The sequence below is a fragment of the Paeniglutamicibacter sulfureus genome (assembly GCF_030512175.1).
Taxonomy (GTDB): domain Bacteria; phylum Actinomycetota; class Actinomycetes; order Actinomycetales; family Micrococcaceae; genus Paeniglutamicibacter; species Paeniglutamicibacter sulfureus.
On the sequence record NZ_JAULBL010000002.1, the window covers coordinates 2,411,727 to 2,426,144 of the forward strand.

Below are 14,418 nucleotides of genomic sequence, written 5' to 3' on the forward strand. Positions count from 1 at the left end.
GGGACATGGAACGGTGCCGTCCAGCAGGTTAGCCGCGTGCATGCGCCCGATTCCCTCAGCCTGTGTCCGGTGTCGAACTTCAAGTATTTCCATAAGGTTTCCATAATTTTCACATTGCGTGTGTCGATGTGAGCCGGCCAGCTTTCCGGCCGTCAGCACAGAAAAATGCACGGATGCCGGGAAATATCCAAAAGTTACGCGGGGAATCGACCGAGTATTGTTCCGGGCGTGTCGCGCCCAGTGACGCCCGTCTCCTTCCTGCCTTGCCGCGGAATCATGCGGAAGTGCAACTGGTTGGTTGACGCATCAATTATTCGAAACGCTGGAGTTTTGGAGCGGCGCTGTTTGTTAGGCGATATGTACAGAGGTTAGGGTTTCATTTTGGTAACACTCATTGCTCGCGGTGTGCCCAATCGGATGTCCCTTGACAGTCGCGGCGCACACAAAAGCGAGGTACCACACCTTGAATTGGGAGACCTCACATATGCACGAATCCTCACGTGCGCTATTGAAGCGCGGCAGCATTGCTGCCGCGACCACGGCGCTGGTGCTAGGGAGCAGCTTCGCTACCGTACCGGCGATCGCCACGACTTCAGTCGCCCCGGAGCCTGCGTCAACGGAGACTTCGGCCGTCACGAGCGCTGAAGCATCACAGGACCAGAGCCAGGCGGCGCTGCCAAGCGGCCTGGAAGCGGCCGTCGAACGCGACCTCGGCATCACCATTGATGAGTTCTACAAGAACGGCGAGCTGAGCTCAGTTGTCGAGTCGCTCTCGAAGGAATTGGGACAGTCGGAACTTGCCGCCGACTTTGCCATCGAGGAGAACAAAATCAAGGTCACGGTGGCTGCGTCATCTCTTGGGGCCGTCACCACGAAACTTGACGAGCTAACCAAGGGCACTGACGTTGAATTGCGCATCGTGACAGAGCCCGAAGCCGAAGCCACGGTCGCGCCCAAAACGGTCGAGACCAAGAAGGCACCGAAGTCGCAGGACCCCACGGCTGCTCCGTCCAAGCTCCCGGTCATTGAGAGCCCGAAGACAGAGGCCACGGCCAAGCCGGAGGTCGTGGCAAAGGCGATGCCCAAGAGCGCCGAGTCGCTGCTCGAGGCATACGTCGAAAGCGTTGACCCGAAGGCCGTTTCCCAGCTTCAAGCGGTCATGAAGACCGGGTCCAACAGCTTTGTCATCCGTACCGGCGGAACCGCCGACGTGGAAGGCAGGAACACATCCGAGACCCCCAAGGCCACGGCCCTGCGGTTCGGCGAGAAGATGACGCCGGAGGAATTCGCCCAGCAATACACCAAGGTCACCATTGAGAAGGCAGAAGGGCCGGCAAAGTCTGCAGCAGCCGGCGATGTGCTCGGCGGCATGGGCTACGGTGCCCGGACAACCGGCACGGCTATCGCGCTGTGCTCGATTGGCTTCAGCGGCTTCAACGCCGACGGTGGCGACGCAGCAATTTCGGCAGGGCACTGTGAGCACGACGGTGACATCACCAAGGTCAACATCATGGAGCACACCGCTCCGAACGAGTTCGAGGGGATCGGCGCGCCCTTGGGAACCTTCGGATTCTCACAGTTCGGCGGACCGGGCAATTCACCGGTGACAGGCTTCGACACTGCAACGAAGATCGAGGACCTGGGCAATGTCGGGACCGACATCTCCGTCATCGACAACATCAACCCGGACCTAACTCTCAAATCCACGGTCACCGACTGGAAGGGTGCCGACGAGCGCGACTCCGGCACCAAGGTGACCGGAGTCGCCAGTGCCGTCATCGGCACCGAAATCTGCAAGTCCGGACGCACCACCGGCTGGACCTGTGGCACCGTGGACGAGGTCGGCATCTTCCTGGTCGGCGGATACAACGGCGCAGACGACGTCCGCGGTGTTCGCGGCTTCGGCATGGCCAACGTGGGCTTGAAGAAAGCCAACGAGGGCGACTCCGGCGGATCGGCCGTTTCCGGCGGCACAGCTGTGGGCGTCACGAGCGCGGTCTCGTCGAACGATGAAGGTCGAGCGTACTTCACCGACATCAAGGACGGGCTGAAGCACGCAAAGGGCTACTCCATCGCCCTGTTCCTCAATGCCCCGGCGGTGGCCTCGCCCTCCAACGGTGCCGACGTCACAGCAGGCTCAACGATCTCCGGCACCGTGGCTGGCGCTCCCTCCGGATCGCACGTCCGGGTCGTCTCCGGCGGCAAGTTGGTCAAGAAGGCCACGGTCACCGCGGGCAAGTTCAGCTTCAAGGTTCCCGAGGACTTCGGCACGTACGACTTCACCCTGCAGACTGTCAACGGATTCAACAAGTCCGTCACCACTGCAGGATCGGTGAACGTCGTGATCGGTGCACCGGTCATCACCACCCCGAAGAACGACGCCACGCTCAACGCACCGGTGTCCACCATCTCGGGAACCGGCGTTGTCGGGGCCACGGTGACACTCGCCGGGGATGCCACGGGCACCGCAACAGTCGCCACAGACGGCACGTGGAGCGTCAAGCTTCCCACCGCGCTGTCTTACGGCGAGTACGCCATTTCGGCCACCCAGGCCAAGGGCGGCGAAACCTCGAAGGCCACCACCAGTTCCTTCAAGGTCCAGCTCGCCGCACCGGCCATCACCGGCCCGGCAAACGGTAAGACCTTCACCGAGGCACAGTCCGTGATTTCGGGAACCGGCGTTGCCGGCGCAACCGTCAAGTTGACCGGTGCCGTCACGCGCGAAGTTGTCGTGGGCAAGGATGGTTCCTGGAGCGTCGAGCTTCAAGAAGGCCTGTCCTACGGATCCCACAGCATCACGGCTGTGCAGAACGTCGGCGAGACCACGTCTACTTCGGTGAAGAGCGACTTCAAGGTCGTACCGGTGGCACCGTCGATCGATTCGCCGACCGATGGCCAAGAGTTCGCCTTCGACAAGGCCCCGAGGACCATCAGCGGTTTCGGCATCAACGGGGCCACGATCAAGGTGAGCCTTGACGGCACCGAACTGTCCTCCGCTGTTGCTGCCAACGGCAACGTCGCAGAAACCGCTAACGCGGCAAGCGGCGAATCCGAGGTTGCCGCAGTCGTGGTCAATGGCGCCTGGACCGTCATGGTCCCGGAGGACCTGGAAGCCGGCGACCACAAGGTCACGGCTGTACAGGTCATTGACGGGGTTGCCTCGGCGGCCATATCGAACACCTTCACCGTTGCCGCGGCACCGAAGCCGGAACCGACCGAAGAGCCAACCGCTTCGCCGGAACCCACGCAGGACTCCGAACCTTCCAAGGCTCCGGTCGTTCCGCAGGGCGAGATCAACGGCAATGACAGCGGCAACGGCGGCAACGGCGGCCTGGCCAACACCGGCGCGAACGCCGTCCTGCCAATTATCGCCGCAGGCGGTGCACTGATGGTTGCAGGCGGGTTCTTCATGCTCTCGCGCCGCAAGAACAACTCCGGACTCCACAGTGCCTAACCACGTGGTCCTCGGCTAGCCGGGACTCGTGAGCGAGGGGGGGTCTTCCGCGGAATTGGTAGTCATTCCGCGGAAGGCCCCTGCTTTTCCCACGCCTCATCCAGCCAACGCCCCGGAACCTCCCTTAGACTCGTCCCACATCAGAAGGTGGTCACTCATTTGAACAACCCCATGGCACGAACCGCACTGGGCGGAGTCGCGCTGGCGGCGGTGCTCCTGCTTTCCGCCTGCGGCAGCGAGACCGGAAGCCCGACCTCCTCCAGCCCGACACCCCCGGCGACACTCAGCGCCACACCGAACGAGAGCCAGGATCCGGATTTGCTCCAACTCAACGAATCACTCAAGGAAACCCTGGGGGACAACTACTCCGAGGGTTGGATCGAGGGGAACAAACTGCACGTTGCAGTCATCGACCAGGCCTCCGCGGCCACCGTCACGGAGGCCGGTGCGGTGGCACACCTGGCGAAGCATTCGGCCGCCGAAATCGAGGCCGCCATCGGCAAGGTCATGTCCTGGCAGCGCGAACAGGGCGGGGACGTCGCCACTGCCATCCACCGCTACCTCCCGTCCGGACGCGACGGCTCCATCACACTCGCCGTCGACTCCGCCCAACTTGCGGGAATCGAGAAGGGGCTCAAAGAAGGCAAGGTCACCGGAGACATCGAGCTGAAGTTTGTGGAATCCGACGGACCGGCAACCCCCGCCAGCTCCGGCTGACAACTCGCGCCCCCAGTGTTCGTGGCGCGCCTTTCGCCCGCCGCAGGCGCGCCACGAACTAACAAGATGCGGAACGCGACGTAGGGTTGTACCTGAGGGACCGTATTTGGGCTTCGGCAGTATTCCGGGGCAGCCAAATCGGAAGCATCCCGCATTGATAGCGAAGACAGAAAATTGAAAGGGCCTTCACCCACGTGAGCCACGCCAGCGACGCAGCCGCAACACCCGATCGACCGCGGAAAAAGCGAAACCCCGTGTGGGCCGCCATCCGCGAAGTCCTGATCATCGTCGTGGTGGCCCTGGTGATATCACTGGTCGTCAAGACATTCTTCTTCCGCGCCTTCTACATCCCCTCCGGCTCCATGGAACAAACGCTGCAGGTCAACGACCGCATCTTCGCCAATCTCATGGCACCGGGTCCGTTCGAGCTCTCGCGCGGCGACGTTGTGGTGTTCCGCGACGAAGAGGGCTGGCTGCCCCCGATCCCTTCCCCGGAGACCAACGCCGTCAGCGATTTCTTCACCTTCGTCGGACTGCTTCCGGACCCGTCCAGCCAACACCTGATCAAGCGGATCATCGGCATGCCCGGAGATACCGTCGAGTGTTGCTCCGCCGACGGCAGACTGAGCATCAACGGCGTGGAAATCACCGAGCCTTACATCTACCCGGGTGACAACCCCTCGGACTCCGAGTTCACCAAGACCGTCCCGGAGGGCAAGATCTGGGTCATGGGCGACCACCGCGGTGCCTCCGCGGACTCCCGCTTCCACGAGGATTTGCAGGACGGCTTCGTCGACCTTTCAGCCGTCGAGGGACGGGCAGCGGTCATCTCCTGGCCGCTGGACCGCCTGGGCGGCATCTCCGGCGAGGACGAGGTCTTCGCCGGCGTCCCTGTGCCGGCGAACCAATGACATCGACTGCACCCACCCTGGAGCATGAACTGGCACTGGCCGCCGCGGGCGGCCACCGGTTCATCGGGGCTGCCGACGAGGTCGGCCGCGGTTCCCTGGCCGGACCCGTCTCCGTTGGTTATGTCGTGATCGACCCGGACGCTTCGCCGCAGCTGCCGGGGGTGCGCGACTCCAAGCTGCTCTCGGCGGCGTTGCGCCACGAATTGGTCCCGACGATCAAGGACTGGGCAGCCTCCTGGGGCGTGGGCCACGCCAGCGCAGCGGAGATCGACGCGCTGGGACTGGTTCCTGCCCTGCGCCTGGCCGGGTTGCGGGCAGCCACCCTCGCGCATGGCGTCCAGGCAGCCGACGCGGTGCTGCTTGACGGAAACCTGGACTGGCTCTCGGCCACCGCACAGCCCACGCTGCTGGATTCCCTGGTTCCCGGTTTCGGAGCCACCCAGGACATCGACGGCCTACAGATTCCTGTGCACACCCTGATCAAGGGCGACTTGCTCGCGCTGTCCATCGCAGCAGCTTCCATCTTGGCCAAGGTCGAACGCGACGCGCTCATGGATGGTTACGATGTGAGCTACCCGGCGTACGGTTGGATACGAAACAAGGGGTATGGCACAGCCGCCCACCGCGCCGGCATCGCCGAGCACGGGGCGTGCGAATACCATCGGAAGACCTGGCAGCTGACACCCAAGGTGCCGGGAATGAACATCGAGTCAGGGGGCGAGGGGAAAACACCATGAGTGCCGAAGACCTGGAGAACTACGAAGCGGAACTCGAGCTACAGCTCTACCGCGAATACAAGGACGTGGCGAACCTCTTTAATTACGTCGTGGAAACCGAGCGGCGTTTTTACCTGGCCAACAACGTTGACCTGAAGACCCGCTCGGCCGACGGCGAGGTCTTCTTCGACCTCACGCTCACCGACGCCTGGGTCTGGGACGTCTACCGCACCGGCCGCTTCGTGCAGTCGGTGCGCATCGTGACGTTCAAGGACGTGAACATCGAGGAACTGAACCGCGTCGATGACCTGTCCATCCCCAAGGAGGGGCTGAACTAGCCGCTGCCGCCACGATCGCCTTGTCCTGGCGGCCTCTGCCCCCGAAGCCATCCCGTCGTGCGCGGGGCGGATTCGGGGGCAGTCTTGTTTCCGGCTCCGGACCGCCCCGCGGACTGCGACGTGCTCGCCCCCCAAGCCCGGCACGCAACTCCCGCCGTGATTCCGCAGGGAGATGGGAAACCGGGTTGGATGCCCGAATTCACGGAGACCTCTTTCCCCGGACCTTCACCCGGCGAATCGCCGTGAAGTCTTCCGGAAAATTCTTCGCGCCATTTTCGGCCGGTCGATCGGACACCGACTCGGGATCCGTCAAAAGATTCCACGTGTAGCGCGTCACCTATCCGGTAATTGCGGACACTTTACCAATAAAGACACATTCGATGGTTGAACTATGGACATCGAGCGGCAACAATAGCGTCTATGCGTCACATCGGTGGTGGGACACGCGCCCTCGTCGGGGCCGCTTCAGCGGCAACGCCCAGAACCGAGAAGGACGAAAACCTACGGGGTGAATCACTTGCAAAAGAAGAAACTCGTCACGGCACTTGCCCTCGCCGTCGCGGTAACCGGAAGCAGTACGGGCTTTTCCGCAGCAACAGTCAATCATGAAGTCGTTGCCGCGCAGGCAGCCACGTTGACGCCACCGACGGAGTTCCATCCCGCCGTGGCAGCCGGCATCGCGGCGAAGAAGGTGAGTCTCAAGAAGGTCAACACCTACAACCTGAACCTGCGGCAGGGCAAGAGCACCGGCACCAGGGTGCTGGTGACGATCCCCAAAAATTCCGCACTCACCGTCACCGAGACCAGTGGAACTTGGAGCAAGACCAACTACAAAGGGAAGACGGGTTGGGTGGCGTCGCGCTACCTGAAGAACGCGCCCGCGGCCAAGGCCCCGGCGAAGCCGCAGAACCAGAAAGTCACCACCTACAACCCGAACCTGCGCCACGGCAAGAGCACCGGTACCAAGGTGCTGGTGGTGATCCCAAGGAACACCACTCTCAAGGTCACGCAGACCAGCGGATCGTGGAGCAAGACCAGCTACAAGGGCAAGACGGGCTGGGTGGCCTCGCGCTACCTGAAGAACGCGTCCTCTTCGACGTCGCCGGCACCCAAGACGACGTACCGCTGGACCACGGCGAACGTGAACGTGCGCAAGGGGCCCGGCACCTCGTACGCCAGCCTGGGCGTGGTGCGTGCCAACGAGCGAGTCACCTACATCAAGACCTCCAAGGGCTGGTCGAACGTGAAATCCTCGAAGGGAACCGGCTGGATCACCAACCGCTACCTGGCCACCGCGGGCCAGCATCCGGTGTCCGTCTACGGGACGCTGCGCAAGGGGCAGTCCGCCTACCACCTGTTGCGCGGGCGAACCGCAAGCGAAACGAAGACCCGGGTGCCCTATTTCAACATGTATCTCAAGCCTGACAAGACCTGGTGGTCGTTCATCATTCCATCCTCGTCGTCCGCCCGTTCGGTGGTCGTGGAGCGCATGGTCATCAAACCGGCCTACTACCATTCGACCTTGGCGAACCTGGACAAGTGGGAACGCTTCGATCCCCGCAAGCCGCTGGCCGACCAGAACTACAACCGCAAACTGGTCACCGACCAGGATGGCAAGAGGTCGTGGGCCTATGTCGGCGCCTCGAAGATCAGCAATTACCTGACCAAGAGCGGGATCCGCGTGACCTCCGGCGACTACTTGAGGAGGTTCTAGCCATGAGGAAGCAGGGCAAGGCCATCACCGCCGTGGCCTCGGTCGCGGTTCTCGTCGGCCTTGGCGCGTGCGGGATCGGGCTGGCGGGCACGGCCAGCGGCGATGCTCTGGAGTCGCCGCCCGATCTTGATGCGGGGCCCGTGGTTGCGGAAACCAACCCCACCGGCGACAAGGTCAAGACGGACAAATTCGACAACGTGGAGAAAGGCCCCGGCGAAAAGGCCGGCCTGGTGCCGACTGGGCCGCCGCCCGGTCATGATGTCGACGCGCGGACCAACAAGAGCTATTTCACCATCGAAGTCACGAACAGTGAAGTGGTGGACCACTGTGACCCCCGTGTCGGCATCGACAAGCTCAAGCCCACGCGCACGGCGTTCCTGGTCCTGGACATCACCGCAACCCTGGACGCCAACATCCCAAAGAACGTCGGCGGAGACGGCGGCGAGCTGTACATGCCGTTGGTGGCGGAGACCTTCTCGGTGGCTGGCTCCAACGGGGCCCCGGACCGCAACGTCACATCGGAAACGGCCTGGGGCTGCTTCGATGACGCCGTGTTGTTGCCTCCGGTGGTCAACCCCGGCCAGAGCGTCACGGGCAAGTTGGTGCTTGACGTGGATGCCGTCACGGGACAGGTCACCTACGACCCCGAGAACAACGGCGGATGGTCGTGGCCGTACGGAGAATAGCCCGGTCAGGACTGAGGGGCCGAGCCGCCCTTTGACCCGAGCTCGGGCGTGAACCTCTCGGCCACCAGGCAGAAGGTTCGATATCCAAAACGCCTTACTCGTCGACTTCGCCGGAGATTTCCCGGTGAAACCCGGATTTCAAACATTCTGACGCTATGATCAAGCGGAAGCATAAAAACTCGATTCGGCGTACGTATGGCGGATCAAGATCCTTCGCACGGGCCACCACCACGGCAGTGCGCAGCATCGAGTGGAACCAGGACCAATGGGGGGATCCGATTGCAGAAAAAGCGAATCATGACGGCGCTGGCACTTGCCGTCGCGGTGACAGGAAGCAGCACCGGCTTTGTATTGCCGGCGGCCGGCCAAGTACACGCTCCGACAACGGGTGCGGCCGGGGCAGCGCCAATGGTCCTGGAGCCAAGCGCGGCTGCGACAGGCATCGCCGCGAAAAAGCTTAACCTGAAGAAGGTGACCACCAATAACCTGAATCTGCGCCAGGGCAAGAGCACCCGGACGAGGGTACTGCTGACGGTCCCGAAGAACACCACCGTCACCGTCACCGAAACCAGCGGCACCTGGAGCAAGACAACCTATAAGGGCAAGACCGGGTGGGTGTCCTCCCGGTACCTCAAGAACGCGCCCGCCGCCCAGAAGACTGCGCCCAAGTCACAGTCGATCGCTCACCGCTACACCACCGGCTTTACCACCCTGCGAAAGACTGCATCCGCCAAGAGCCAGTCGTTGGGTTCCTACCAGCGCCGCGCCAAGGTCGAATTCCTCTCGGCCTCCGGGGCGTGGACCAAGGTCAAGGTTTCAGGCAAGACGGGCTTCATGGAATCCACCCGTCTTTCCAAGACCAATCCCGCCGTGGTCTACCGATGGTTGAAGTCCAAGCAGGTCGTTTACAAGAGCACCAACAACAAGTCCGCAAGGGTCGCCACGGCGGAGAAAAACGCCAAGGTCGAATGGCTGCGCACCGGCACCGGCTGGACCGCCATACGGACCGGGAAGGGCAATGGGTGGGTGCTGACCTCGGCCCTGGCCAACACCGCCATCAAGCCGACTGCCCCCAAAAAACCTACACCCAAGGCCAGCTACCGCTGGACAACGGCGAAGGTGAACATCCGCAAGGGCGCCGGCACTTCGCACAAGAGCCTTGGCTTGGTACCGGCCAACGAGCGAGTCACCTACCTCAAGACCGCCAACGGCTGGTCGAACATCAGGTCTTCCAAGGGCACCGGCTGGATTTCGAACAAGTACCTGGACAAGACCGGCCAGTACTCGTTCGCGGTCTACGGAACGCTGCGCAAGGGGCAATCGGCTTACTACATCCTCAAGGGGAAGACGTCCAGGGAAACCAAGACGACGATCGCCAGCCACAGCATGTATCTGCAGCCGAACAAGACTTGGCTCTCCTACGTCATCCCCAGCAAGAAGGCCTCCGACAAGGTGGTTGTCGAGCGGATGGACATCAAGCCGGCCAGCTACCGGGCCACCGTGGCCAACATGGACAAGTGGGAACGCTTCAACCCCAATAAGCCGCTAGCCGACCAGAACTACAACCGCGTGCTGGTCACCGACAAGGACGGCAAGAAGTCCTGGGCCTACCTGGGATCGAAGAAGATCGGCAAGTACCTGACCAAAAACGGAATCCGCGTAACTTCCGGCGACTATCTGAAGAGGTTCTGACCATGAAAAAGCAGGGCAAGATCGCCACCGGCGTCGTTTCAGGCTTTGCAGCCGTCGGCCTCGCGGCCTGGGGCATAGGGATGGCCGGTGCCGCCAACAGCACGGAGTGGGAGCTCCCCGGCGACCTCGTCGCGGGCCCCGCAATCGCCGAAGTCGATCCGTCCACCGGCTCCGAGGTGAAGACCGACAGGTTCGACAACGTCCAGAAAAAGGCGGGCGAAAAGGCCGGCCTGGTCGATGAAGAGACGAACAAGAACTATTTCACCATCGAGGTCACCAACACCCAGTTGCTGGGCCAGTGCACATCACGCGTGGGGAACCAGAAACTCAAGCCGATGCGCACCAAGTTCCTGGTCCTGGACGTCGAGGCGACCCTGGCAGCCTCCGTCTCCTCGAAGGTCGGTGGCGGGGCACAGGAGCTGTACATGCCGCTGGTCGCCGAGGCGTTCTCGGTGACCACCTCCAGCGGGTCCGCGGACCGCAACGTCACCTCGGAAACGGCCTGGGGCTGCTTCGATGATTCGGTGTTGCTGCCGCCGGTGGTCAACCCAGGCCAAAGCGTCAAGGGCAAGGTCGTCCTCGACGTGGATGCGCTAACCGGGAAGGTCGCCTACGACCCCGAGGACAACGGCGGCTGGTCCTGGCCCTACGGCGGCTAGTCCGGAACCAACTGCCCCAGCGTCCGAGCCAGGCACCAGAAAGAAATCCACGCAAATGACCGAGCAGCCAGGCAAGCCCGACCCCGAGGACCCAAACGGACCGGGGGATGCCCACGGGGAAGAACCCGAACCCAAGGACTTCGGGTTCCTCGCGGGTGGCCACTCTGAGGACAGCTCGCTGTCCTTCGAGTTCGGCGGCGTCGAGCACGACCCGAGGTCGGAAAGCGCGCCTTCGACGCTTCCATCCCCGCCCTGAACGCGGCACTGCTGGACTACGCCCACGCGCTGGAGGACCGCCAGGGACGGATCCCAGATGCCCTGCGCCGGCCAGAGCTGGCACCGGAGCTGTTCGCTGCCTCCCGGGGCGTCCATGTGGCGCTGGCCGAGCTCCTGGCTGCGCACCAGGTGTACACCGGCGAGGGCCTGCCTGAGGTGCCGGCGGATCGGTCCCTCCCGGACGAGGCCCCCGCCCCGGAAGAATGGGCGGCACTGCTCGCCGCCAACGAGTCCACCGAGGATGCCGACGACACGCATTGGCCACGCCCCACCGAGCTCGGTGCAACCGTGGTCCTGGACCGGGTGATCCACCAAACCCCCGCCGAGTTCGTACGGCTGGACACCGCACAGGTCTTCGGCAACGGGGTGCTGCTGATGGTCGACTACGTCAACGTGCGCGGACCGCGCGAAGACGGCCTGATCTGGTTCCGCCGCAGCAACGAACAGCACGGAAACGTCGAGATCTCCCTGCAGCTGGGCAATGCGGCCACGGGCGCGCCGCAGCACTGTGCGCCGCACCGGGCCGACGGGAACGTGGGCCCGCACTGCTACACGCTGAACCACCAATTCTGGATCCATCCCGCACCGGAGGCCGAAGAGCTCACCGGGACCCTCACCGTGCACGACGCGATTGCCGCCGACGGCAGCGCCGAACCCCTGGAGGTCCAGTTCCGGTTGGAGACCTCCGTGCTGCGTGGGGCAGCTGGCCGCATCCGCGCCTTCGAGCCCCGGGAGCCGGGTACGTGAGTCCCGAGCGCTGGGTGCCGGGCACCTTCGCGGCCGGGCCGTTGGCGCAGTGCGGTCAGGTAGAAACGATCACCACGCTGGCGCTGTCCGGTACCTTCGGCTGAGATTCCCACTGCTGTCTTGTTCGGCGACGAACGCAGTTTCGGCGTGGCCGAGCTCAGGAGCGATGCCTTGCGTCGCGGGAACTTCGGGCTTCGTGATTGAACAAGACGATTCCCACCGAAGTGGATTTCGTACTTATCGAGGGATCAGAGGGAAGCTTCCTCGGCGGAGTCTCTCCTGGCTACCGCGGGCTTGGTTCCAGCGGTCCGCAGGAACCTGTAGCTGAAGTAGATGGCTCCTGGCTGCGGCTTGCGGCCACACCGGCATCCTGCCGCTGTGGCCGCAAGCCCCGGGTGAAGACGCATCCCCATCGGTGCCACCCGGGCTACACGGCATGATGTCGCGCTCGCCGAAAGGGGATTCGCGCTTATCCACACCTCTGTCCGGTCGGGCTTCGTTGCCGTGCCAAGGCGCGCACCCTTGAAATCAGGCCGCTCCCGTTCAACCGTCTCCCGACGAGCGACGTGCGGCCCAGAACGGAGAGGAGTCTGCTGATGAGCCATAACCAGGAACTGGGCGCCGCGGGCGAGGAACTTGCCGCGGCCTATCTCGCCGGCGCCGGATACACGGTTCTGGAACGCAATTGGCGCTGCAACTTCGGCGAGCTGGACATCGTCGCCGAAACGGACGGCCAGGTCGTCGGCGTGGAGGTCAAGACGCGCAGCTCGATGGGCTTCGGGCACCCGGCCGAGGCTGTCAACCCGCAGAAGCTGCGCAGGCTCTCACGCCTGGTGCGGCGCTGGTGCGTGACCCACCGCCGCAATCCGCACACCGTGCGCGTGGACGTGGTGGCGATCCTCATGGCGCCGGGGCGCGAACCGGGCATCGAACACCTGATCGGGGTGGAATCGTGAGCCTGGCCCGCACCCTCGGCATCGGCCTGACCGGTCTCAACGGCCAGCTCATCGAGGTGGAAGCCGACGTGGGCAACGGCATCCCCGCCTTCATCCTGCTGGGGCTGCCCGACGCGGCACTCAACGAATCGCGCGAGCGCATCCGCTCCGCTGCCCGCAACTCCGGCATCCCGCTGCCCAACCGCCGCCTCACGGTGAACCTGACGCCCGCGACGCTGCACAAGCGCGGCTCCGGATTCGACCTGGCGATCCTGCTGGCGGCGCTGGCCGCGGACCGGTCCATCGCCCCGGCCCCGGGCGTTGTCTACCTTGCCGAACTCGGGCTTGACGGATCGTTGCGTCCCGTTTCCGGGGTGCTTCCGGCCGTCATGGCGGCCGTGCGGGACGGCTACCCGAACGTCGTGGTCGCCACCGAGAACCAGGCAGAGGCGGAACTGGTTGCCGGGGCCGCGGTACGGTCCTACGCCCACCTGTCCCAGGTGCTTGCCGAATGCGGCGCCGATCCGCTGGATCTCCAGTACCGGGCGCGGCACGACTCGCCCGCGCGGAAGAACGCCGGATGGTCGGCAACCCGAACACCGGCCATGGACCTCTCCGAGGTGGTCGGCCAGGCCCAGGGACGGTACGCGTTGGAGGTGGCAGCAGCCGGCGGCCACCACCTGCTCTTCACCGGGCCTCCCGGGGCCGGGAAGACCATGCTTGCCCAGCGCCTGCCCGGTTTGCTGCCGGACCTTGACGACGCCCAGGCGCTGGAAACCACGGCCGTGCATTCGTTGTCGTCCGGCGGGCGACCCATCAACTCCTTGCTGCGCCGCCCGCCCTTCGAGTCCCCGCACCACAGCGCCTCCATGGTGGCGCTGATCGGCGGAGGCAGCGGCATCCCACGGCCCGGCGCCGCCTCCCGCGCGCATCGAGGCGTGCTTTTCCTGGACGAGGCGCCGGAATTTTCTGCTCCGGCCCTGGACGCGCTGCGCCAGCCGCTGGAATCCGGCGTGCTCACCCTGCACCGGGCAGCCGGCACCGCCAGCTACCCGGCACGATTCCAGCTCCTGCTGGCCGCCAACCCGTGTCCGTGCGGGCGGAACCTGGGTAAGGGCACCGACTGCACCTGTACCCCGATGCAGCGCCGCCGCTACCTGGCCAGGCTCTCGGGTCCGCTGCTGGACCGGATTGACATGCAGCTCTTCGTTCCGCAGCTCTCTGCCCGCGAACTGGCCGGGCGTGGAACCGGCGAATCCTCCGCCGTGGTCGCGGCGCGCGTGGGCGAGGCCCGTGAGGCGGCACGTGATCGGCTCAAGCGCTGGGGTATTGGCACCAACGCGGAAGTGCCCGGATCGATCCTGCGCAACGAGCTGCGACTGCTGACGGCCACCCTGGCCGGACTGAACCGGGCCACGGAGTCGCTGCGGCTCAGTGCACGCGGCTACGACAGGGTGCTGCGCATCGCGTGGTCAATCGCCGACCTGAACTCCCACGCCTGCCCCACGTCGGACGACGTGGATGTGGCCATCCAGCTGCGCCAGCACGGCAAGGGCGACGTGGGATAGCCGCG

The 14,418-nt window shown here is 64.2% G+C and carries 13 protein-coding genes; all 13 read left to right on the plus strand.

What is annotated here, in order from left to right; genetic code table 11:
• Positions 1-484 precede the first annotated feature (484 nt).
• The 13 genes from Q2T94_RS17615 (at position 485) to Q2T94_RS17675 (ending at position 14,413) form a co-directional block, all read left to right on the plus strand.
• Positions 485-3,454, plus strand: coding sequence for an Ig-like domain-containing protein (locus tag Q2T94_RS17615; RefSeq protein ID WP_302265989.1), 2,970 nt, complete (start codon positions 485-487; stop codon positions 3,452-3,454).
• Positions 3,455-3,625: 171 nt separating this feature from the next.
• Complete coding sequence (locus tag Q2T94_RS17620; RefSeq protein ID WP_302265990.1) at positions 3,626-4,171, plus strand: hypothetical protein; 546 nt, start codon at positions 3,626-3,628, stop codon at positions 4,169-4,171.
• A gap of 194 nt (positions 4,172-4,365) precedes the next feature.
• A complete protein-coding gene (gene lepB / locus Q2T94_RS17625) occupies positions 4,366-5,082 on the plus strand; it encodes a signal peptidase I (protein ID WP_264269699.1) in 717 nt (238 codons plus the stop codon).
• The gene (gene rnhB, locus Q2T94_RS17630; RefSeq protein WP_302265991.1) at positions 5,079-5,819 is read left to right on the plus strand and encodes a ribonuclease HII; all 741 of its coding nucleotides are present in this window, start codon (positions 5,079-5,081) and stop codon (positions 5,817-5,819) included. The genes lepB and rnhB overlap by 4 nt, the downstream gene beginning before the upstream one ends.
• Positions 5,816-6,136, plus strand: coding sequence for a DUF2469 domain-containing protein (locus Q2T94_RS17635; protein ID WP_217388199.1), 321 nt, complete (start codon positions 5,816-5,818; stop codon positions 6,134-6,136). Before rnhB ends, Q2T94_RS17635 begins: the two co-directional genes overlap by 4 nt.
• A gap of 508 nt (positions 6,137-6,644) precedes the next feature.
• Positions 6,645-7,850 (plus strand): SH3 domain-containing protein, encoded by a 1,206-nt coding sequence (locus Q2T94_RS17640; protein WP_302265992.1) that lies wholly within the window; start codon positions 6,645-6,647, stop codon positions 7,848-7,850.
• Positions 7,851-7,852: 2 nt separating this feature from the next.
• Positions 7,853-8,536 (plus strand): hypothetical protein, encoded by a 684-nt coding sequence (locus Q2T94_RS17645; RefSeq protein ID WP_302265993.1) that lies wholly within the window; start codon positions 7,853-7,855, stop codon positions 8,534-8,536.
• A 297-nt stretch (positions 8,537-8,833) separates the two neighbouring features.
• A complete protein-coding gene (locus Q2T94_RS17650) occupies positions 8,834-10,228 on the plus strand; it encodes an SH3 domain-containing protein (protein ID WP_302265994.1) in 1,395 nt (464 codons plus the stop codon).
• A gap of 2 nt (positions 10,229-10,230) precedes the next feature.
• Positions 10,231-10,887 carry a hypothetical protein gene (locus Q2T94_RS17655; RefSeq protein ID WP_302265995.1) on the plus strand — a complete coding sequence of 219 codons (657 nt, stop codon included), beginning with the start codon at positions 10,231-10,233 and terminating at the stop codon, positions 10,885-10,887.
• A gap of 55 nt (positions 10,888-10,942) precedes the next feature.
• Positions 10,943-11,143 carry a hypothetical protein gene (locus tag Q2T94_RS17660; RefSeq protein WP_302265996.1) on the plus strand — a complete coding sequence of 67 codons (201 nt, stop codon included), beginning with the start codon at positions 10,943-10,945 and terminating at the stop codon, positions 11,141-11,143.
• 116 nt (positions 11,144-11,259) lie between these two features.
• Positions 11,260-11,910 (plus strand): hypothetical protein, encoded by a 651-nt coding sequence (locus Q2T94_RS17665; RefSeq protein WP_302265997.1) that lies wholly within the window; start codon positions 11,260-11,262, stop codon positions 11,908-11,910.
• 596 nt (positions 11,911-12,506) lie between these two features.
• The gene (locus Q2T94_RS17670; RefSeq protein WP_302265998.1) at positions 12,507-12,866 is read left to right on the plus strand and encodes a YraN family protein; all 360 of its coding nucleotides are present in this window, start codon (positions 12,507-12,509) and stop codon (positions 12,864-12,866) included.
• Complete coding sequence (locus Q2T94_RS17675) at positions 12,863-14,413, plus strand: YifB family Mg chelatase-like AAA ATPase (protein WP_302265999.1); 1,551 nt, start codon at positions 12,863-12,865, stop codon at positions 14,411-14,413. The genes Q2T94_RS17670 and Q2T94_RS17675 overlap by 4 nt, the downstream gene beginning before the upstream one ends.
• Positions 14,414-14,418: the final 5 nt, after the last annotated feature.

Bases quoted from the DNA above. Each gene is read 5' to 3' on its own strand.
- Q2T94_RS17615 (WP_302265989.1), top strand. From the start codon at position 485: ATGCACGAATCCTCACGTGCGCTATTGAAGCGCGGCAGCATTGCTGCC.
- Q2T94_RS17655 (WP_302265995.1), top strand. From the start codon at position 10,231: ATGAAAAAGCAGGGCAAGATCGCCACCGGCGTCGTTTCAGGCTTTGCA.
- rnhB (WP_302265991.1), top strand. From the start codon at position 5,079: ATGACATCGACTGCACCCACCCTGGAGCATGAACTGGCACTGGCCGCC.
- Q2T94_RS17670 (WP_302265998.1), top strand. From the start codon at position 12,507: ATGAGCCATAACCAGGAACTGGGCGCCGCGGGCGAGGAACTTGCCGCG.
- Q2T94_RS17650 (WP_302265994.1), top strand. From the start codon at position 8,834: ATGACGGCGCTGGCACTTGCCGTCGCGGTGACAGGAAGCAGCACCGGC.
- Q2T94_RS17660 (WP_302265996.1), top strand. From the start codon at position 10,943: ATGACCGAGCAGCCAGGCAAGCCCGACCCCGAGGACCCAAACGGACCG.
- Q2T94_RS17635 (WP_217388199.1), top strand. From the start codon at position 5,816: ATGAGTGCCGAAGACCTGGAGAACTACGAAGCGGAACTCGAGCTACAG.
- Q2T94_RS17620 (WP_302265990.1), top strand. From the start codon at position 3,626: ATGGCACGAACCGCACTGGGCGGAGTCGCGCTGGCGGCGGTGCTCCTG.
- Q2T94_RS17645 (WP_302265993.1), top strand. From the start codon at position 7,853: ATGAGGAAGCAGGGCAAGGCCATCACCGCCGTGGCCTCGGTCGCGGTT.